Source organism: Pseudarthrobacter sp. BIM B-2242 (assembly GCF_014764445.1).
GTDB lineage: Bacteria > Actinomycetota > Actinomycetes > Actinomycetales > Micrococcaceae > Arthrobacter > Arthrobacter luteus_A.
Genome location: NZ_CP061721.1, coordinates 668,374 through 682,785, shown reverse-complemented (window position 1 = coordinate 682,785; position 14,412 = coordinate 668,374). Strand labels below are relative to the sequence as shown.

General features: G+C 65.0%; 15 protein-coding genes and 2 tRNA genes. 7 read left to right on the top strand and 10 right to left on the bottom strand.

Going from position 1 to position 14,412, the window contains the following annotated elements; translation table 11 throughout:
* Positions 1 to 5: 5 nt before the first annotated feature.
* Together IDT60_RS03285 and IDT60_RS03280 are read left to right on the top strand one after the other, a co-directional pair.
* A tRNA-Thr gene (locus IDT60_RS03285) sits at positions 6 to 78 on the top strand.
* A gap of 190 nt (positions 79 to 268) precedes the next feature.
* Positions 269 to 1,435: a cytochrome P450 gene (locus IDT60_RS03280; RefSeq protein WP_191080858.1), complete on the top strand. Its 1,167-nt coding sequence runs from the start codon at positions 269 to 271 to the stop codon at positions 1,433 to 1,435.
* Positions 1,436 to 1,460: 25 nt separating this feature from the next.
* Here the strand turns inward: IDT60_RS03280 and IDT60_RS03275 are convergent, their stop codons facing one another.
* From IDT60_RS03275 to IDT60_RS03260, 4 genes are all read right to left on the bottom strand, one after another.
* Positions 1,461 to 2,204: an NUDIX hydrolase gene (locus IDT60_RS03275; protein WP_191080857.1), complete on the bottom strand. Its 744-nt coding sequence runs from the start codon at positions 2,202 to 2,204 to the stop codon at positions 1,461 to 1,463.
* Complete coding sequence (locus IDT60_RS03270) at positions 2,201 to 3,310, bottom strand: AAA family ATPase (protein ID WP_191080856.1); 1,110 nt, start codon at positions 3,308 to 3,310, stop codon at positions 2,201 to 2,203. Before IDT60_RS03270 ends, IDT60_RS03275 begins: the two co-directional genes overlap by 4 nt.
* Before the next feature lies 1 nt (position 3,311).
* On the bottom strand, positions 3,312 to 3,977 hold the full coding sequence (pnuC, locus tag IDT60_RS03265) for a nicotinamide riboside transporter PnuC (RefSeq protein WP_191080855.1): 666 nt from the start codon (positions 3,975 to 3,977) through the stop codon (positions 3,312 to 3,314).
* A 173-nt stretch (positions 3,978 to 4,150) separates the two neighbouring features.
* A complete protein-coding gene (locus IDT60_RS03260) occupies positions 4,151 to 4,897 on the bottom strand; it encodes a polysaccharide deacetylase family protein (RefSeq protein ID WP_223883863.1) in 747 nt (248 codons plus the stop codon).
* A 226-nt stretch (positions 4,898 to 5,123) separates the two neighbouring features.
* On the opposite strand from IDT60_RS03260, the gene IDT60_RS03255 reads away from it, so the two are divergent.
* The 3 genes from IDT60_RS03255 to IDT60_RS03245 all read left to right on the top strand — a co-directional run bounded on the left by IDT60_RS03255 (position 5,124) and on the right by IDT60_RS03245 (position 7,158).
* The gene (locus IDT60_RS03255; RefSeq protein WP_191080854.1) at positions 5,124 to 5,861 is read left to right on the top strand and encodes an alpha/beta fold hydrolase; all 738 of its coding nucleotides are present in this window, start codon (positions 5,124 to 5,126) and stop codon (positions 5,859 to 5,861) included.
* A gap of 67 nt (positions 5,862 to 5,928) precedes the next feature.
* Entirely contained in the window at positions 5,929 to 6,933 is a 1,005-nt protein-coding gene (locus IDT60_RS03250) for a hypothetical protein (RefSeq protein ID WP_191080853.1), read from the top strand.
* A gap of 39 nt (positions 6,934 to 6,972) precedes the next feature.
* Positions 6,973 to 7,158 (top strand): hypothetical protein, encoded by a 186-nt coding sequence (locus IDT60_RS03245; RefSeq protein WP_191080852.1) that lies wholly within the window; start codon positions 6,973 to 6,975, stop codon positions 7,156 to 7,158.
* A 16-nt stretch (positions 7,159 to 7,174) separates the two neighbouring features.
* Here IDT60_RS03245 and IDT60_RS03240 read toward each other — a convergent pair whose 3' ends face one another.
* From IDT60_RS03240 to IDT60_RS03215, 6 genes are all read right to left on the bottom strand, one after another.
* Positions 7,175 to 7,648, bottom strand: coding sequence for a hypothetical protein (locus IDT60_RS03240; RefSeq protein ID WP_164202268.1), 474 nt, complete (start codon positions 7,646 to 7,648; stop codon positions 7,175 to 7,177).
* Positions 7,649 to 7,657: 9 nt separating this feature from the next.
* Positions 7,658 to 8,314, bottom strand: a complete 657-nt coding sequence (locus tag IDT60_RS03235) for a bacterial proteasome activator family protein (protein WP_191080851.1) — start codon at positions 8,312 to 8,314, stop codon at positions 7,658 to 7,660.
* A gap of 194 nt (positions 8,315 to 8,508) precedes the next feature.
* The gene (locus IDT60_RS03230) at positions 8,509 to 8,712 is read right to left on the bottom strand and encodes a YbdD/YjiX family protein (protein ID WP_164202272.1); all 204 of its coding nucleotides are present in this window, start codon (positions 8,710 to 8,712) and stop codon (positions 8,509 to 8,511) included.
* Positions 8,712 to 11,012: a carbon starvation CstA family protein gene (locus tag IDT60_RS03225; RefSeq protein WP_191080850.1), complete on the bottom strand. Its 2,301-nt coding sequence runs from the start codon at positions 11,010 to 11,012 to the stop codon at positions 8,712 to 8,714. Before IDT60_RS03225 ends, IDT60_RS03230 begins: the two co-directional genes overlap by 1 nt.
* A 290-nt stretch (positions 11,013 to 11,302) precedes the next feature.
* Complete coding sequence (locus tag IDT60_RS03220) at positions 11,303 to 11,929, bottom strand: PadR family transcriptional regulator (RefSeq protein ID WP_191080849.1); 627 nt, start codon at positions 11,927 to 11,929, stop codon at positions 11,303 to 11,305.
* 135 nt (positions 11,930 to 12,064) lie between these two features.
* On the bottom strand, positions 12,065 to 13,048 hold the full coding sequence (locus IDT60_RS03215) for an NAD(P)H-quinone oxidoreductase (protein ID WP_191080848.1): 984 nt from the start codon (positions 13,046 to 13,048) through the stop codon (positions 12,065 to 12,067).
* Positions 13,049 to 13,157: 109 nt separating this feature from the next.
* Between IDT60_RS03215 and IDT60_RS03210 the strand changes: the two genes are divergently transcribed.
* Together IDT60_RS03210 and IDT60_RS03205 are read left to right on the top strand one after the other, a co-directional pair.
* Positions 13,158 to 13,245: transfer RNA gene (locus IDT60_RS03210), tRNA-Ser, on the top strand.
* A 136-nt stretch (positions 13,246 to 13,381) separates the two neighbouring features.
* Positions 13,382 to 14,149, top strand: a complete 768-nt coding sequence (locus tag IDT60_RS03205; protein ID WP_191080847.1) for a VOC family protein — start codon at positions 13,382 to 13,384, stop codon at positions 14,147 to 14,149.
* Positions 14,150 to 14,412: the final 263 nt, after the last annotated feature.

Here is a 14,412-nt window from a genome sequence, read left to right as displayed (position 1 = left end):
GCGGTGCTTCCTTAGCTCAGTCGGTAGAGCGTTTCACTCGTAATGAAAAGGTCATCAGTTCGATTCTGATAGGAAGCTCGGGACAAACCCCCTAGAAACCACGGTTTTTAGGGGGTTTTTCGCTGGCTTGGGGAAAAGCGGGGAATCTTATGGATTCGCCGCTTTTTCTTTCGAAGGCTTTGGATAAAATCAAGGTTCAACGCTCAGTCGACCGCGGCCCCGGCGTCTGCCAGGCCGATAGAGCCCCAGGTGAGCAGAGAGGCCAGCCATGGACTTCACTCAGTCCGCTGAACAGCAGCTCGATCCGTTCCCCCACTACGAACGGATGCGGGAAACGGCCCCTGTCTTTTACGACGAACAGTCGGGAAGTTGGCACGTCTTCCGGTACGACGACGTTCAGCGGGCGCTGTCCGACTATGCGGCATTCTCTTCCCGCATCGGCGGTGACGATGCGTCCGGGACCGGCCAGCTGTTCTCCTCGAGCCTGATCGCCACCGATCCCCCACGGCACCGGCAGCTCCGTTCCTTGGTCACCCAGGCGTTCACGCCCAGAGCAGTGGACGCGCTGGCTCCCCGTATCGCCGGGCTCACTGATGAGCTCCTCGAAGGGATCGCAGGGCGCGGCAGCGCAGACCTGATTGAGGAATTGGCCTACCCTTTGCCGGTCATCGTGATCTCCGAACTCATGGGCATCCCCGCCGAGGACCGTGAGCGCTTCAAACACTGGTCCGATGTGATTGTCAGCCAAACGCGGACCGGTTCCGCCAGTGAGGACCACTCCGCCACGAACGCTGAGATGACGGCGTACTTCCTGGCCCTGATTGATAAACGCAGGAGCCGGCCCGGCAACGACCTGATCAGCACCCTGCTGGCCGCGGAGATCGACGGGCAAAAACTGACGGTGCCCGAACTGCTCGGGTTCTGCGCTCTCCTGCTCGTCGCCGGCAATGAGACCACCACCAATCTGATCGGCAACGCCGTTTTGTGCCTGGCTGAGTCGCCCGGAACCATGGACCGCCTCCTGGAGGCGCCCGACCTGCTCCCGCAGACCATCGAAGAGGTGCTCCGCTTCCGATCGCCGGTCCAGTCCATGTACCGGATGACGGTCGCGGAGACCACCCTGGGAGACGACATAATTCCCGCCGGCGCTGCGATTGTGGCGTGGATCGGCTCCGCCAACCGCGACGAGCGGCAGTTCCAGCGGCCAGCCGAGTTCGACATTGACCGCGGCCAGAACCGGCATCTGGCGTTCGGCCACGGCATTCACTTTTGCCTCGGGGCGCCGCTGGCCAGACTCGAAGCCAGGATCGCGCTGGAGGCCATACTCTCCCGATTGCCCGGGCTTGCCCTGGTTGAGGGGGCACGGCTCGAACGAATGGAAAGCACCATCATCTATGGGCTGAAGGCACTCCCGGTCAGGTGGCCGCCGGCCTGACCGGTGCTGGACAGCGGTACAGGGATCAGCCGGCCCGCGGTTTGCTCAGCGGCGGATGGATGTGCCGGTCGGTGGCGGTGAACAGGGCCGCAGGTGCGCCGGCGGCAGCCCTGGCCTTCTTCCCGGTGTCGTCCAGTTGGGGCATCATCTTGCGGGTGAAGTTCCCGGCGGGCAGGGTGACGTTCCAGACCGCCTCGTAGACCGTGCGGAGCTGGGTCATCGTGAACTCGGCAGGCAGCAGCCGGGAGGCGACCGTCGTGTATTCCATCTTCCCGCCCAGCCGGTCCAGCCCGTCCCGCAGGATGGCGGTGTGGTCAAACGCCAGGGCGGCGCCGGCGAAAACTTCGTGCACCGGGTGCCACACAGCGGCCGAGGCGTCTGTGCCTGCAAAGATTTCGGGCAGCGTCCGGCCGTCAGTGGCCAGCAGAACCAAATGCGCGACGGAAACCACCCTCATGCGCGGGTCCCGGTCCGGCTCCGTGTAGGTGGCCAGCTGCTCCACGTGGACCGGCAGCTTCCCAAGGTCCAGGCCGGTTTCTTCGGCAAGCTCCCGGTGTGCGGCCTGTTCTGCCGATTCGTGGGGGCCAACAAAGCCACCGGGCAGGGCAAGCATGTCCTTGAACGGGTGGCCGCCACGGCGGACCAGGGCGGTGTGGAGTACTCCCCCGGACACGGCGAAGACCACGAGGTCGGCGGTCAGCGCAATCGAGGGATAGTCCCTGGGCTTGTAAGTGTCGAGGAATTCCTTTTCGGACTTCGGATCGGTCATGCCGTGACACCTTCCAGGACGGTACGGGTGGCCCAGGGCGGGGATGTGAATTCGCTCCGCCGGGCGAGGATGAGATCGATGATTTCGACGGCGGTCGCCATTCGCCGCTCATGGTCGCCGCTGACAAGGATCCAGGAGTGGCCCTCATCGGTCAGGGTCTCCTTGAACCATTCAGTCATGTCTGCCCGGCGGTGTTCGCCTTCACGCCAGCCATCATCTTCGAAATCCACACCATCATGATCGGTGATCAGGTACAGATCACGCTGGGGCAGGTTGCCGGCGGCGTGGAAAGACCCGTAGCTGCGCTCGCCGAGGTAGAACCGCTCCCAGAGGGTGGTGGCCAGTGAATCGGTGTCGGCGATGACCAGCGGGCAGGCATCGGCGGCCGCGTTCTCCATTGCGTTCTGCCGTGCACCGATCCGGCCGAAGTCCTGTTCGGTCCAGACCATGTCTCCGAGCCGGGCGTCCGGCTTCCCGCGCTGCAGGGCCTCGAACTTTTTGTACGTGTATTCCCGGCCGTACTCCGGCACGTCCGCCAGGCGGGGAAACCGGGTCCGGTAGCGCCCGGTGAGCCCCGTGGTCAGGGTGGTGGTGCCGCTGGATTCGGCACCGACGACAATGATCCGGGTGGCGAGCTCCTGCCGGGCCGGGCCTATGATGTACGGCCAGGCAGCCCCGAGGTCATCCCGGCACAAGGTGCCGCTGACCGGGTAGGTGGTCCGGGACTGGTCCACGAGGACGTGGCCGGCACCAAACGCCGCGGCCAGCCGGGCACCGTACTCCTCGGAGCTGAAGACCGCGTCCACTGCTGTGACACCGCGGGATTTCAGGGCCAGGCGCATTAATTCTGCCTGGGCCTTCCAGATCTCTTCCGAGTGATAGTCCTCCGGGCAGTCGTTCCGCATCCCGATGACCTGGACCCCGGCCGTGTCAGCGAACTCGGCGGCCAGCCACTTGGCCCGGTCCGCGACAGTGATGGATTCGAAGCGGTTGCCCAGGACGAGGACCGAGACGTTATCCGACTGGGCGGCAGCGGTGTTGATCAGGTGGGCGTGTCCGGCGTGCGGCGGGTAGAACTTGCCGATGACCATAGCGTTCTTGAACATCTCAGGCTCCTGACATAACGGTCTCGGGTGTGCGGACTGTTTTGAGGCCACGGGTGCGCTTCCAGTCGATGAGGCCGTAGATGCACAGGGCCAGGAAGCCGGCATAGAGGATGGCGGTGAGCGTCAGACCCCGGCTGAAGTACAGCGGAATGGAGACGATATCGATGAAGATCCACGCGTACCAGTGCTGGAAGATCTTCTTGGCCTGCCCGTAGGTGGCGACCAGGGAGGCGGTCAGGACGAAGGCGTCCGGCCAGGGAACCTGGGAGTCCGTGCCGTGGGTGAGAATCATGGCGACGCCGGCGGTTCCCACGAGGGTGGCGGCCAGTCCAAGGAGCATCTCTTTGCCGGTGGCATCCCGGATGGGCAGGTCGTTCTTGCCTGCGGTGGCGGCGTTGCCGCGGACCCAATTGAACCAGCCGTAAACGGCAACGGCGGCGAAGATGACCTGCAGGACGGTTTCGCCATAGAGACCGGCCCCCAGGAACAGGATGATGAAGGCGAAGTTGTTCAAGATGCCGACGGGCCAGTTCCACAGCTTCTGCCGGGCGACGCCGTAGACGCACGCGGCACCTGTCACGAAGCCGATGATCTCGATCCAGCTCACGGGGTTGCCGAGGAGGCTGGGGATGGCTGCGGAGTTCATCCAGTCAAGCAGGGCGTTCATGACGTTCCCATCGTTATTATCAAGCTGACAAGAACGACTCTAACAGCATTATTATCAGCCTGACAATACCCCCGGCAACCCACGAGTCCGGCCCTGATTAGAAGCCCGCGAGAAACCCCCTGGAATCAGGTATCCAGGGGGTCTGTCGTTGGCATCGCGGGGTTTAGCTTCGGTTAGCCGCCGGCGGGCGGGACAACGACGGCCGGGGAGCCTTCGTTGAGCGGGTTGGCCGTGGCAGAGGGGGCGACCACACCGAACCCGTAGCCCTTGGCCCGCAGTGCGTCGATGGTAGTGGCCAGGTAGTTCCACTGCGATGCCGGGCAGGACAAGACGTCCTCAGCATCGTGGAGCAGGATGATTGCACCGGGTGCAGCCTCGTCCATCACGAACTTTTGGACGCCGGCGGCACCGGGGCACTCGAAGTCGCCGGGCTGGCCGACGTGCCAGCGCCAGAGTATCCCGCCGCTCATACCGATGGTCCTGAGGTAACTCAACGCGTAGGGGGTGCTGTTACCGAACGGGAAGCGCATGAGCCTGGGGGTCTCGCCCGTGATGGCCTGGATGGCGGCGTTGGTACGGTCGATCTGCTGCCTCTGCCTCGTCTGGTTGAGTTCGGGGAAGTTCGCGTGGTCCCACGAGTGGTTGCCGATTACGTGCCCTTCGGCTTTGATCCTGCGGACGAGATCGGGGTACTGCTGCGCGTTGGAGCCCTGAAGGAAGAACGTCGCCTTGACGCCCTTCTGCTTGAGGACGTCGAGGACGAAAGCGGTGCGCTGAGGCGAGGGCCCGTCGTCGAACGTCAGGCCGATGAGCGGCTTATCCGCGGCATTGGCCGCCCCGGCCGGGGCGCCTACAAGGAAGGCTGCCATGAGCAGCATCAGGAACGCACTCATCATGAGCCTGATTGGAGTTCGAGCCATGCGGGACACCTCTTCCGGGAGGATATGTGCGGTAAGGGATACCAAGCAGTCTTACAGCGGATCCGGTGCCCCTTCAAGGTAACTCCCTACCTAACGGGAACCCTTTCAAGGCAACGCCCTACCTAACGGCCCCACGCCGGGCGGGAATCCGGCCTGGGCCTCCGGGTCCCATTACGGGGGTCCGCCATCCAGCCGTGGCCGGATCGACGGATGAAAGACTTGGCCCATGACGTCAGCGCCCGGCAGGGAACGCCCCACCCTTGTATTCATTCACGGCGGCGGTGTGGGACCCTGGATGTGGGCGGACCAAACAGCCCATTTTTCCGCTGACTATTCCGTACTCACCCCCACCCTCCCGGGCCACCACCTGCACGACCCATCTTCCTTTTCCACGCACGCCGAGGCTGCAAAAGAAGTCGCCCGGGAGACAGGTCTTCTGGGCCTGTCCCGTCCGGTGACCGTTATTGGCTTCTCCCTCGGCGGCCAGACGGCGACGCAACTGGCCGCTTTGTACCCTGACCACGTGGAGCGCCTCGTGGTGGTCAGTTCCCTCATGAGCCCCTGGCCGGGAGCAACCGTCTTCGGCGTCCTGGCAGCGGCCTCCGCTCCTTTGTCCAGGAGCCGGTGCTTCGCCCGGGCCCAGGCCGCTCAACTCGCTGTTCCTGCCGAGATGTTCGACGACTACTACGCCTTGTCCCGGTCCATCTCGGCCCGAACACTCCGGCGATTGATACAGGCAAACTTTTCCTTTTCGGTCCCGGACGAAGTCCTGAGCTCCCCCATCCCGGCTCTTCTCATGGCCGGCGACAAAGAAGAGACCCGGCTCGTGCGGGCCATGGAGGACGTCCACTCAAAGGTGCGCAACAGCTCGCTCCAGATCCACCCGGGCGTTGGACACGGTATGCCGTTGGCGCAGCCCGGGTTGTTCAACGCATCGCTGCGCAGCTGGCTGGGAACAGTCTAGGCAGGGCCTGTTGCATTTATTGGGTCCCCGAGGGTCGGCCCGCCAGGCTCCGCCTATGATGGCGTGCATGGATGACAAGGCACTGACGGCCATCGCGCTGGACCTTTATGCCCTGCCATTCGAGGAATTCATGGCGGCCAGGACAGCGGCGGCCAAAGCATCACCCGGCTCCCCGAAGGAGCTCACTGCCGCCGTCAAAGCCCTCCCCAAACCGTCCGTGGCTGCCTGGGCCGTCAACATGATGGCGGTCCATGAACCCGGGGTTCTCGCGCAGCTCGCCGACCTGGGCCAGCGGATGCGCGCTGCCCAGGCCACCTTCGATGCCGCCGCCCTCCGGGAACTGACGCGGGAGCGACGCGCCCTCCTGGCCGCCGCCGTCGACACCGCCCGTTCTGTCGCCGAACGCCAGGGACGCGCCATCAGTGCCACCATCGCCGCCGACGTCGAACGGACGTTCGGCGCCCTGATCGCGGACGAAGGAGCCGCGGCCGCGGTACAAAGCGGGCTGCTGGTGCAAACGCTGTCCGCCGACGGCGTGGACACCGTGGACCTCGACGGCGCCGTGGCAGTTCCCGGAGCCGTGCAGGTTCCCCGCACGTCCCTGCCGCGCACAGCCGCAGCGCCTCCACCCACGCCTGCCAGGGCGGCCGCACCAAAGCAGGAAGCACACCGGCAACGCGCGACGGCGGAACCCGCCACCGGGCAACCCTCGGACCAGCCGCGCCTCAAGGCTGTCCGGGAGACTCCCCGGCCGTCGTCGCCTTCCGCCCTGGAGAAAGCCAAAGCCGCCCTGGCAGAGGCCCGGGAAACCGAGGAGGAGGCCGCCGGGCTGGCCGCCGACCGGCAAGAGCAGTCTGAGGAGGCAGAGCTTGCGGTTGCGGAGCTGGTCCGCGAAACCCGGGACCTCCGGGCGCGGCTGAAGACTGCTGAGGAGGAGCTGGACAGGGCCCGTAGGCAGCAGGCGGCCGCCGCAGCCGAAGCCAAACAAGCGGCCCGGGCGGCCCGGAAGGCAGAGCGTTCAGCCGTGCTCGCCCAGGAGCGGGTCCTCCGGCTGGGCAACACGCGGGACTGATGACCAGTGATTGTCAGACCCCGGTTGCACACTGGATTTATGGAAAACCAACTCGCTCACGAATACCACGTCACCTACTTCGACGCCGACTGTGGCCGGATCCGCAACGAAAGCTTCGACTCCCGCGCGGAGGCCGAGCGTTTTGCCAGCCGGAACTGCACTAGCGAGGACTCCTGGGCCGTCATTGACGAGGTCGCGGTGGAACAGTCCCGGATCGCCGCCTGACACTTCACGCCGTGAACTAGCCGGAGAGAGTCTCCGGCCGGCCTGAGGCATCCTCTGCAAGGCGGCGTTCGGCGTCTGCCACCTGCTCGAATACCGATTCCGCGCGGCGCCGCACTGACGCCGCTCCCACCGGGATTGGTCCGACAGCCAGCCGCAGCATAGCAGCGGCCTCAGCAGTGGTGGCCAGCGAGTTGCCGGCTTTGGACAGCGACCGGTGGACACCGGCCAGCGCCCCCGGAATGTCCAGACCGTCGCTGGGTGATCGCCGCTGGGCCTCCACGCAGACAGTGCGGACCCGGTCCAGGAGATCAGCCAATTCATTGGCCACCTGGACCAGTTCGGCGTACAGCTGCTCGTCTTCGACGCCCTCAAGTACCTGGTGGTAGCGGTCCAGTCCCCGGTGGAAGCGATCGTGGGCGCGGCGCCACAGACCCTTGCCGAGCTCGGCATCGTCTTTGCGCCCCTGGCGGGCGGCATTAAAGAATCCCACGAAAGAAACCTAGAGGTACTGTCCGGGGCCGTGGTCCGGGTCGTCCGGACGGCCGGGTGTGGCCGGGCCGGGCCGTTGCTGGCCTGCAGTGGCCCGTTGCGGTTCGCCGTTCTCACCGATCACCACACCCGGGGCAATCATGGTGCCCGGCGGCAGCTGCTTCAGTTGCATTTGGGCGACAGCATGCTCGCGGGCTGCGTGCTGGGCAGCGATGGCTGTCTGGATGCCGTGGAAGAGGCCTTCCAGCCACCCGACCAGCTGCGCCTGGGCGATCCGGAGCTCTGCGTCTGACGGCGTGGCATCCTCAGGAAAGGGCAGGCTGATCCGCTCCAGTTCCTCCACGAGTTCGGGGGCCAGCCCGTCCTCCAGCTCTTTGATGGACCGCTCGTGGATCTCGGCCAGGCGTTCGCGCGCAGCTTCATCCAGGGGCGCTGACTTAACTTCTTCCAGGAGCTGCCGGATCATGGTCCCGATCCGCATGACCTTCGCGGGCTCGTCCACCAGGTCCTGCACGCTGCTGCCCTTTGCCTTGTTGGCGGCCGGGCCGGCACCGGCAGGCCCGGCGGCGAATGGGCCGGCGGCAGCAGGTGCAACCGGTTGGCCGTTCTCAAGGGTTTTGCCCTCCACAAGAACGTCGTCGGGCTGAGTGTCGTTCGGATCGCTCATGCGTTCATACTCTCACGGGCTGGCGGCGCGCGGTCCAGTCGATGACGCAGTACAACTCCCGACGCCGGCCGGCCACACCCGCGACGATGGATATCGCTGTCCCGCGCACGAAGGCCAGACAGCCGGAAGCCGGCCAGCCCGTGAAGGCTGGCCGGCTTGTGAGGGGCTTGTGCAGGCGGCTGAGGCGGTCAGCCTCAGCAGCACCGGCCCTGGGGGTTGGAGTCCTGCCGGTCCGTCCTGTCGCGCCAGAACTCACGCTCGCTCAAGGGCGGTTCCTGGTGTCCTGCTGCGCGGTGGAACTCCACATACTTTGTGTAAGCATCCGCCCCCATAACACCGCCAAGGTACCGGGCGATTCCGCGGAACCCCGTTGCCAGGACGTCCAGACCCGTGCTCATCAGTGGTGCCGTGCGCTGTCGAACCGGACGTCGGCGGGCAGCTTGTTCCATTCCGCCAGCAGTTCTTTTTCCGCCGGGGTGGGGATCAGCCCTGCGGGTGCGAAAACCTTGGACGGACGGGCCGGGTCCTCATGGTTGGGATTCGGCCGTCCGGCCTGCTGGTTTTGGAAGGCCTGGACGGTAGCGATGACGGCCGTGGCAATCACGATGATGCTCAGCACCACGAAGATCACCGACAGCCAGCCCTGGATTGCTGTATTGCGGACTACGGCTTCCATGGCGGCAACACTCTTGGCGGTACCGAACTCGGTCTTGCCATCCGCGAGGGCCTTGCTGAAGGCCGCGTTGTTGGCGAAGTAGCCGACGGCGGGCGTGGACGAGAAGATCTTCTGGTAGCTCGCGGTGATTGTCACCACCGCCGCAAAGGCCAGCGGAAGCGCCACAATCCACAGGTATTTGAACGTTCCGCGCCGGGCGACAATGGCCAGGCAGACAGAAAGCGCAATCGCGGCGAGCAATTGGTTGGCGATGCCAAACAGCGGGAAGAGTGTGTTGATTCCGCCCAGCGGATCGGTCACTCCCATCAGCAGCACGGCACCCCAGGCGCCCACCATGATGGCCGTGCAGAGCCACGCGCCTGGGCGCCAGGAGTGTTCCTTGAATTTCGGGGCGAAGTTGCCGATCGAATCCTGGAGCATAAAGCGCGCAACGCGGGTTCCGGCGTCGACCGCGGTCAGGATGAACAGCGCCTCAAACATGATGGCGAAGTGGTACCAGAACGCCATCATGGCCGTGCCGCCGATGAACTGCTGCATGATGTGGGCAAGACCGACCGCGAGGGTGGGTGCGCCGCCGGTGCGGGAGACGATGCTTTCTTCGCCGACGTTCCTGGCCGTCTCGGCGAGCAGTTCCGGTCCGATGTTCACGCCGGACAGTCCCAGGCTGTTGACCCAGGCTGCGGCAGTTTCCACGGTTCCGCCGGTCAGGGCGGCAGGAGCGTTCATGGCGAAGTAGAGGCCGCGGTCAATCGAGATGGCTGCAACGAGAGCCATGATGGCCACGAAGGACTCCATCAGCATGCCGCCGTAGCCGATGTAGCGGCTCTGCCGCTCCTTCTCGATGAGTTTGGGGGTGGTGCCGGAGGAGATCAGGGCGTGGAAGCCTGACAACGCCCCGCAGGCAATGGTGACGAACAGGAAGGGGAAGAGTGCCCCGGGGAAGACCGGTCCGTTGTCCCGGCCGGCAAATTCGCTGAAGGCCGGGACGGTGATTTCCGGGCGAACCACAATGATGGCCAGTGCGAGCATAACGATCACACCGATCTTCATGAATGTTGACAGGTAGTCGCGGGGTGCCAGCAGGAGCCAGACCGGAAGGATGGCCGCGATGAAGCCGTATACGATCAGTCCCCACGCGATGGTCACCTTGTCCAGCGTGAAGAACGTTGCGCCCCATTCGGTCTCGGCCACGATGCCGCCGCCGATAATGGCCGCCATCAGCAGGACGAAGCCGATGAGGGACACTTCCATGACCTTGCCCGGCCGGAGGAACCGGAGGTAAACGCCCATAAAGAGTGCGATGGGAATGGTCATGCCGACGGAGAAGACACCCCAGGGGCTTTCAGCCAGCGCGTTGACCACGACGAGCGCCAGGATCGCCACGATGATGACGATGATCAGGAGTGTGGCGATGAGTGCCGCTGTGCCGCCGATGACACCGAGTTCTTCCCGGGCCATCTGGCCCAGGGACCGGCCGCCGCGGCGCATGGAGAAGAACATCACCACGTAGTCCTGCACAGCACCGGCGAGCACAACGCCAATGATGATCCAGATCGTGCCGGGCAGGTAGCCCATCTGGGCCGCGAGGATCGGACCGACCAAAGGCCCGGCACCTGCAATGGCGGCAAAGTGGTGGCCGAACAGGACGTTGCGGTCAGTCCGGACGTAATCCTTGCCGTCAGCCTTGTACTCAGCAGGCGTGGCGCGCCGGTCATCGGGCTTGGTGATGTAGCGCTCGATCACCTTCGAATAGAAGCGGTAGCCGATCAGGTAGGTGCAAACCGAGGCGAACACGAACCAGATGGCGTTGACGGTCTCGCCGCGGATGATTGCCACCATGAACCAGGCCACACCCCCGAGCAGTGCGATGGCAGCCCACAAGGCAATCTTGGCCGGCGTCCATTTTTTCTCTTCAGCCTCGCGGACGGCCTCGTCCACGGCAGTGGGCGGAAGGTCCGGGTTGGCGGTCAGCGGGCCGCCCCGTTTCGCTGAACCTGCCGGTTCCTCAGGCCTGGTGGCCATGTCTCCTCCTTGAGAGTTTGTGCTTCGATCGATAGCTCAGAGGCACCCTACCAACGCCGCCCCGCCACGGGGACGGTAACCGCCGTGTCGCGTGTCCCTGCGGCGAGCGGCAGCCTGGAGGCGTCCAATGACAGACCTCATGCCCCCACCGTAGGCCTGCGGCTTCCAATGGAAAAGACCCAACGGCGTAACGGATTGCGGCGGCCGGCATACCGAAGCCGCTGGTCAGGCCCCCACCTCCCGGGTTGATGTCCTGGTAAAACTTCCGATCTGCGGCAGCTCCTGGATCCTTATCGGCGCGTTTCCGGGGTGAGCGGGGCAGCTTCTTCCGTCGTGACGCCGTTGGACGGTTTTCGTGGCGTGCCCTGGCCGTTGGCTCCCGGGCCTGCGTTCTGGGCCTGCTGCACCATCCGCGCCTCGCAGAGATCCAGCCAGCGGACCTCGGCCTCGGTTTGGAAGATGAGCGAATCCAGTACCAGCAGCCAGGCGGTGTCCGCCGGCTTCTGGTTGGCGGCCGTATCCCGCCGGGACCTGGTGTAATCCTGGTGCGCCCGGATGGACGCCACCCGCTGGGCCTGGATAATGGCCTGCACATCCACACCGGGCAGCGTCACGGCGAGCGCGAGCTTGATGGCGAGTTCGTTGCGTGGCGGGTTGGCGCGCTCCACGGGGGCGGCAAACCAGCCTTCGACTTCCGCCGCGCCCGCGGCGGTAATGCTGTAGACCACGTGGCCTTCGCCGTCGCTGCCATCGTTGCTGACCAGTCCGTCACGTTCCAGGCGGTCCAGCGTGGTGTACACCTGCCCGATGTTCAGCGGCCAGGTGGATCCGGTTCGGTTCTCGAACTCAACCCTGAGCTGGTAGCCGTACCGCGGCTGGTCCTGCAGCAGGGCGAGGAGGCTGTGGCGGATGGACATGTCACTCCTGGCGGGGGCGTGAGCCTGTGGCATGCACGGACCCCCAGGACGCGTGCATACTGCGTATGGCTCGAGAGTAACCCGACGCCCCGCCAGAAGCAATACTCAGTATTCACGGGGCCGACGGCCTGGCCGCTACATGACCAGCAGGATCTTTCCCACGTGGTCGCCCGTGTCAAAGTATTTGTGCGCCTCCCCCGCCTGGTTCAGCGGGAAAGTTTTTGCCACCAGCGGACGGATGCTGCCGTCGGTGATAAGCGGCCACACCGACTCGCGCACGGCACTCATGATGGCGCCCTTCTCGGCCACGGGGCGGGGCCTCAGCGCTGTTGCCACCACGGCGGCCCGCTTCCGCAGGAGCTGGCCGAGATCGAGCTCGCCCTTGGCGCCGCCCTGCAGCCCGATGACCACGAGCCGGCCGTAGTCGGCCAGCGCGTCAATATTCTTCGCCAGGTACTTGGCGCCCACCACATCCAGGATGACGTCCGCTCCCTTGCCGCCGTTCTGCCGGCGCAGGCTGTCCGGGAAGTCTTCCTCTTTGTAGTTGATGGCGATGTCCGCCCCCAGGAAGGCTTTGGCTGTCCCCACTTTCTCGTCAGACCCCGCAGTGGTGGCTACTTTGGCGCCCAAGGCCTTGGCCATCTGGATGGCCATGGTGCCGATCCCCCCGGTGGCGCCGTGGATCAGGACGGTTTCGCCCGCCTGCAGCTGCGCCGTCATGACCAGGTTCGAGTACACCGTGGCCGCCACTTCGGGCAGGGACGCGGCAGTGACCAGGTCCACGCCGTCGGGAATCCTCAGGACCTGCTCCGCCGGCACGGCAACCTTCTCCGCGTAACCGCCGCCGGCCAGCAGCGCCACCACCTTGTCACCCACGGAGAACGCTTTCGTCACACCGGGGCCGAACCCTGCGATCCTCCCGGAGACCTCCAAGCCAGGAATCTCGGACGCACCGGGCGGCGGCGGGTAAAAGCCCCGGCGCTGCTGCACATCCGCGCGGTTCAGGCCGGCGGCGACGACGTCGATCAGCACCTCCCCCTGGCCGGGCACCGGAGCGTCCACTTCACGGACTTCCAGCACCTCCGGACCACCGGGTTCTGCGATGTAGATGGCTTTCATGGAGTACTCCCGTTTTCTAGCTGATTCGTGCCCCAGAACCAGTGTGCACCGGACGCACGGCAGACTCTGTTTTGTTGCAGCCAACTGCCTATGAAACACTACTGGGTAGGGAAGGTTGTCCGAGCGGCCGAAGGAGCTAGTCTTGAAAACTAGTGTGCGGTAACCCCGTACCAAGAGTTCGAATCTCTTACCTTCCGCGAATGGAACCCCGGTTAGCCAGTAAATGGCGAACCGGGGTTCCTTCGTTTCCGGGCCGGCGCCCACCCGTTGAAACTGTCGGAGCCCCCGCATAGGGTCTTTGCTGTTGCCATCCCTCAACAGAAAGAGTCCACCATGCCTGCACCCGAGATCACCCCCGGCGCACCCTGCTGGATCGACCTCATGACATCGGACATCACCAAAGCCCGCCAGTTCTACGGCGGGCTCTTCGGCTGGGAGTACGAGACCGGCGATGAGGAAAAGTACGGCGGCTACACCACCGCCCGGAAGAACGGCAAGACCGTGGCAGGCCTCATGCAAAAGGACGCGGAACAGGCCGGCATGCCCGACGTGTGGTCCACCTACCTGCGCTCGGATGACGCAGCTGCCACCGCCGAAGCCGTCACGGCCAACGGCGGCCAGGTGCACATGGAACCCATGGACGTCCCGGAGCAGGGCCACATGGCCATTATCGGGGATGCCTCCGGAGCTGCCATCGGCGTGTGGCAGCCCCGCGAAATGCGCGGGTACGAACTCGTTGCCGAGCCCGGCGCTGCCGCCTGGCACGAGCTGCACACCAAGGACTACGACGCCGCCGTGAAGTTCTACCAGAACGTCTTCAACTGGGACACGGACGTTATGAGCGACACCCCCGGGTTCCGGTACACCACCCTGGGCGCCGGCGATTCGGCCAAGGCGGGCATCATGGACGCGTCAGGGTACCTGCCGGCTGAAGTTCCCTCCAACTGGCAGGTCTACTTCAATGTGGAGGACGCAGACGCCTCCATCGAGAAGGCTGTTGCGTTGGGGGCCGCGGTTCTTGACGGCCCCGAGGACTCGCCGTTCGGGCGCCTCGCGACGCTGGCCGACCCCACCGGCGCGATATTCAAGATCATCGCCTAAGTAAATTTTCCGGACAAATACCGGCCGGCAGCTTCCCTCGAAGCTACCGGCCGGTATTCTTTTGTGATGACGGACACCTGGGGGTGGCCGGTCAACCATTGCTCCTGCAACCTCGCGCCGCAGACAGCGCTACACGGGGAATCAACCCTGCGTTCATTCAGTGCTGCTTTGCTGTGCCGGACACCACCTGACCTGGGGCGGAGTCCGGCCTTGTCCTTGGGTACAACCCGGACACCATTCCATCGGGTCCCCTACCCGGGACA

What these genes read in the sequence shown, in the direction of transcription:
- IDT60_RS03280 (WP_191080858.1), top strand. Translation starts at nt 269, where the DNA reads ATGGACTTCACTCAGTCCGCTGAACAGCAGCTCGATCCGTTCCCCCAC.
- IDT60_RS03275 (WP_191080857.1), bottom strand. Translation starts at nt 2,204, where the DNA reads ATGACCGATCCGAAGTCCGAAAAGGAATTCCTCGACACTTACAAGCCC.
- IDT60_RS03270 (WP_191080856.1), bottom strand. Translation starts at nt 3,310, where the DNA reads ATGTTCAAGAACGCTATGGTCATCGGCAAGTTCTACCCGCCGCACGCC.
- pnuC (WP_191080855.1), bottom strand. Translation starts at nt 3,977, where the DNA reads ATGAACGCCCTGCTTGACTGGATGAACTCCGCAGCCATCCCCAGCCTC.
- IDT60_RS03260 (WP_223883863.1), bottom strand. Translation starts at nt 4,897, where the DNA reads ATGGCTCGAACTCCAATCAGGCTCATGATGAGTGCGTTCCTGATGCTG.
- IDT60_RS03255 (WP_191080854.1), top strand. Translation starts at nt 5,124, where the DNA reads ATGACGTCAGCGCCCGGCAGGGAACGCCCCACCCTTGTATTCATTCAC.
- IDT60_RS03250 (WP_191080853.1), top strand. Translation starts at nt 5,929, where the DNA reads ATGGATGACAAGGCACTGACGGCCATCGCGCTGGACCTTTATGCCCTG.
- IDT60_RS03245 (WP_191080852.1), top strand. Translation starts at nt 6,973, where the DNA reads ATGGAAAACCAACTCGCTCACGAATACCACGTCACCTACTTCGACGCC.
- IDT60_RS03235 (WP_191080851.1), bottom strand. Translation starts at nt 8,314, where the DNA reads ATGAGCGATCCGAACGACACTCAGCCCGACGACGTTCTTGTGGAGGGC.
- IDT60_RS03230 (WP_164202272.1), bottom strand. Translation starts at nt 8,712, where the DNA reads ATGAGCACGGGTCTGGACGTCCTGGCAACGGGGTTCCGCGGAATCGCC.
- IDT60_RS03225 (WP_191080850.1), bottom strand. Translation starts at nt 11,012, where the DNA reads ATGGCCACCAGGCCTGAGGAACCGGCAGGTTCAGCGAAACGGGGCGGC.
- IDT60_RS03220 (WP_191080849.1), bottom strand. Translation starts at nt 11,929, where the DNA reads ATGTCCATCCGCCACAGCCTCCTCGCCCTGCTGCAGGACCAGCCGCGG.
- IDT60_RS03215 (WP_191080848.1), bottom strand. Translation starts at nt 13,048, where the DNA reads ATGAAAGCCATCTACATCGCAGAACCCGGTGGTCCGGAGGTGCTGGAA.
- IDT60_RS03205 (WP_191080847.1), top strand. Translation starts at nt 13,382, where the DNA reads ATGCCTGCACCCGAGATCACCCCCGGCGCACCCTGCTGGATCGACCTC.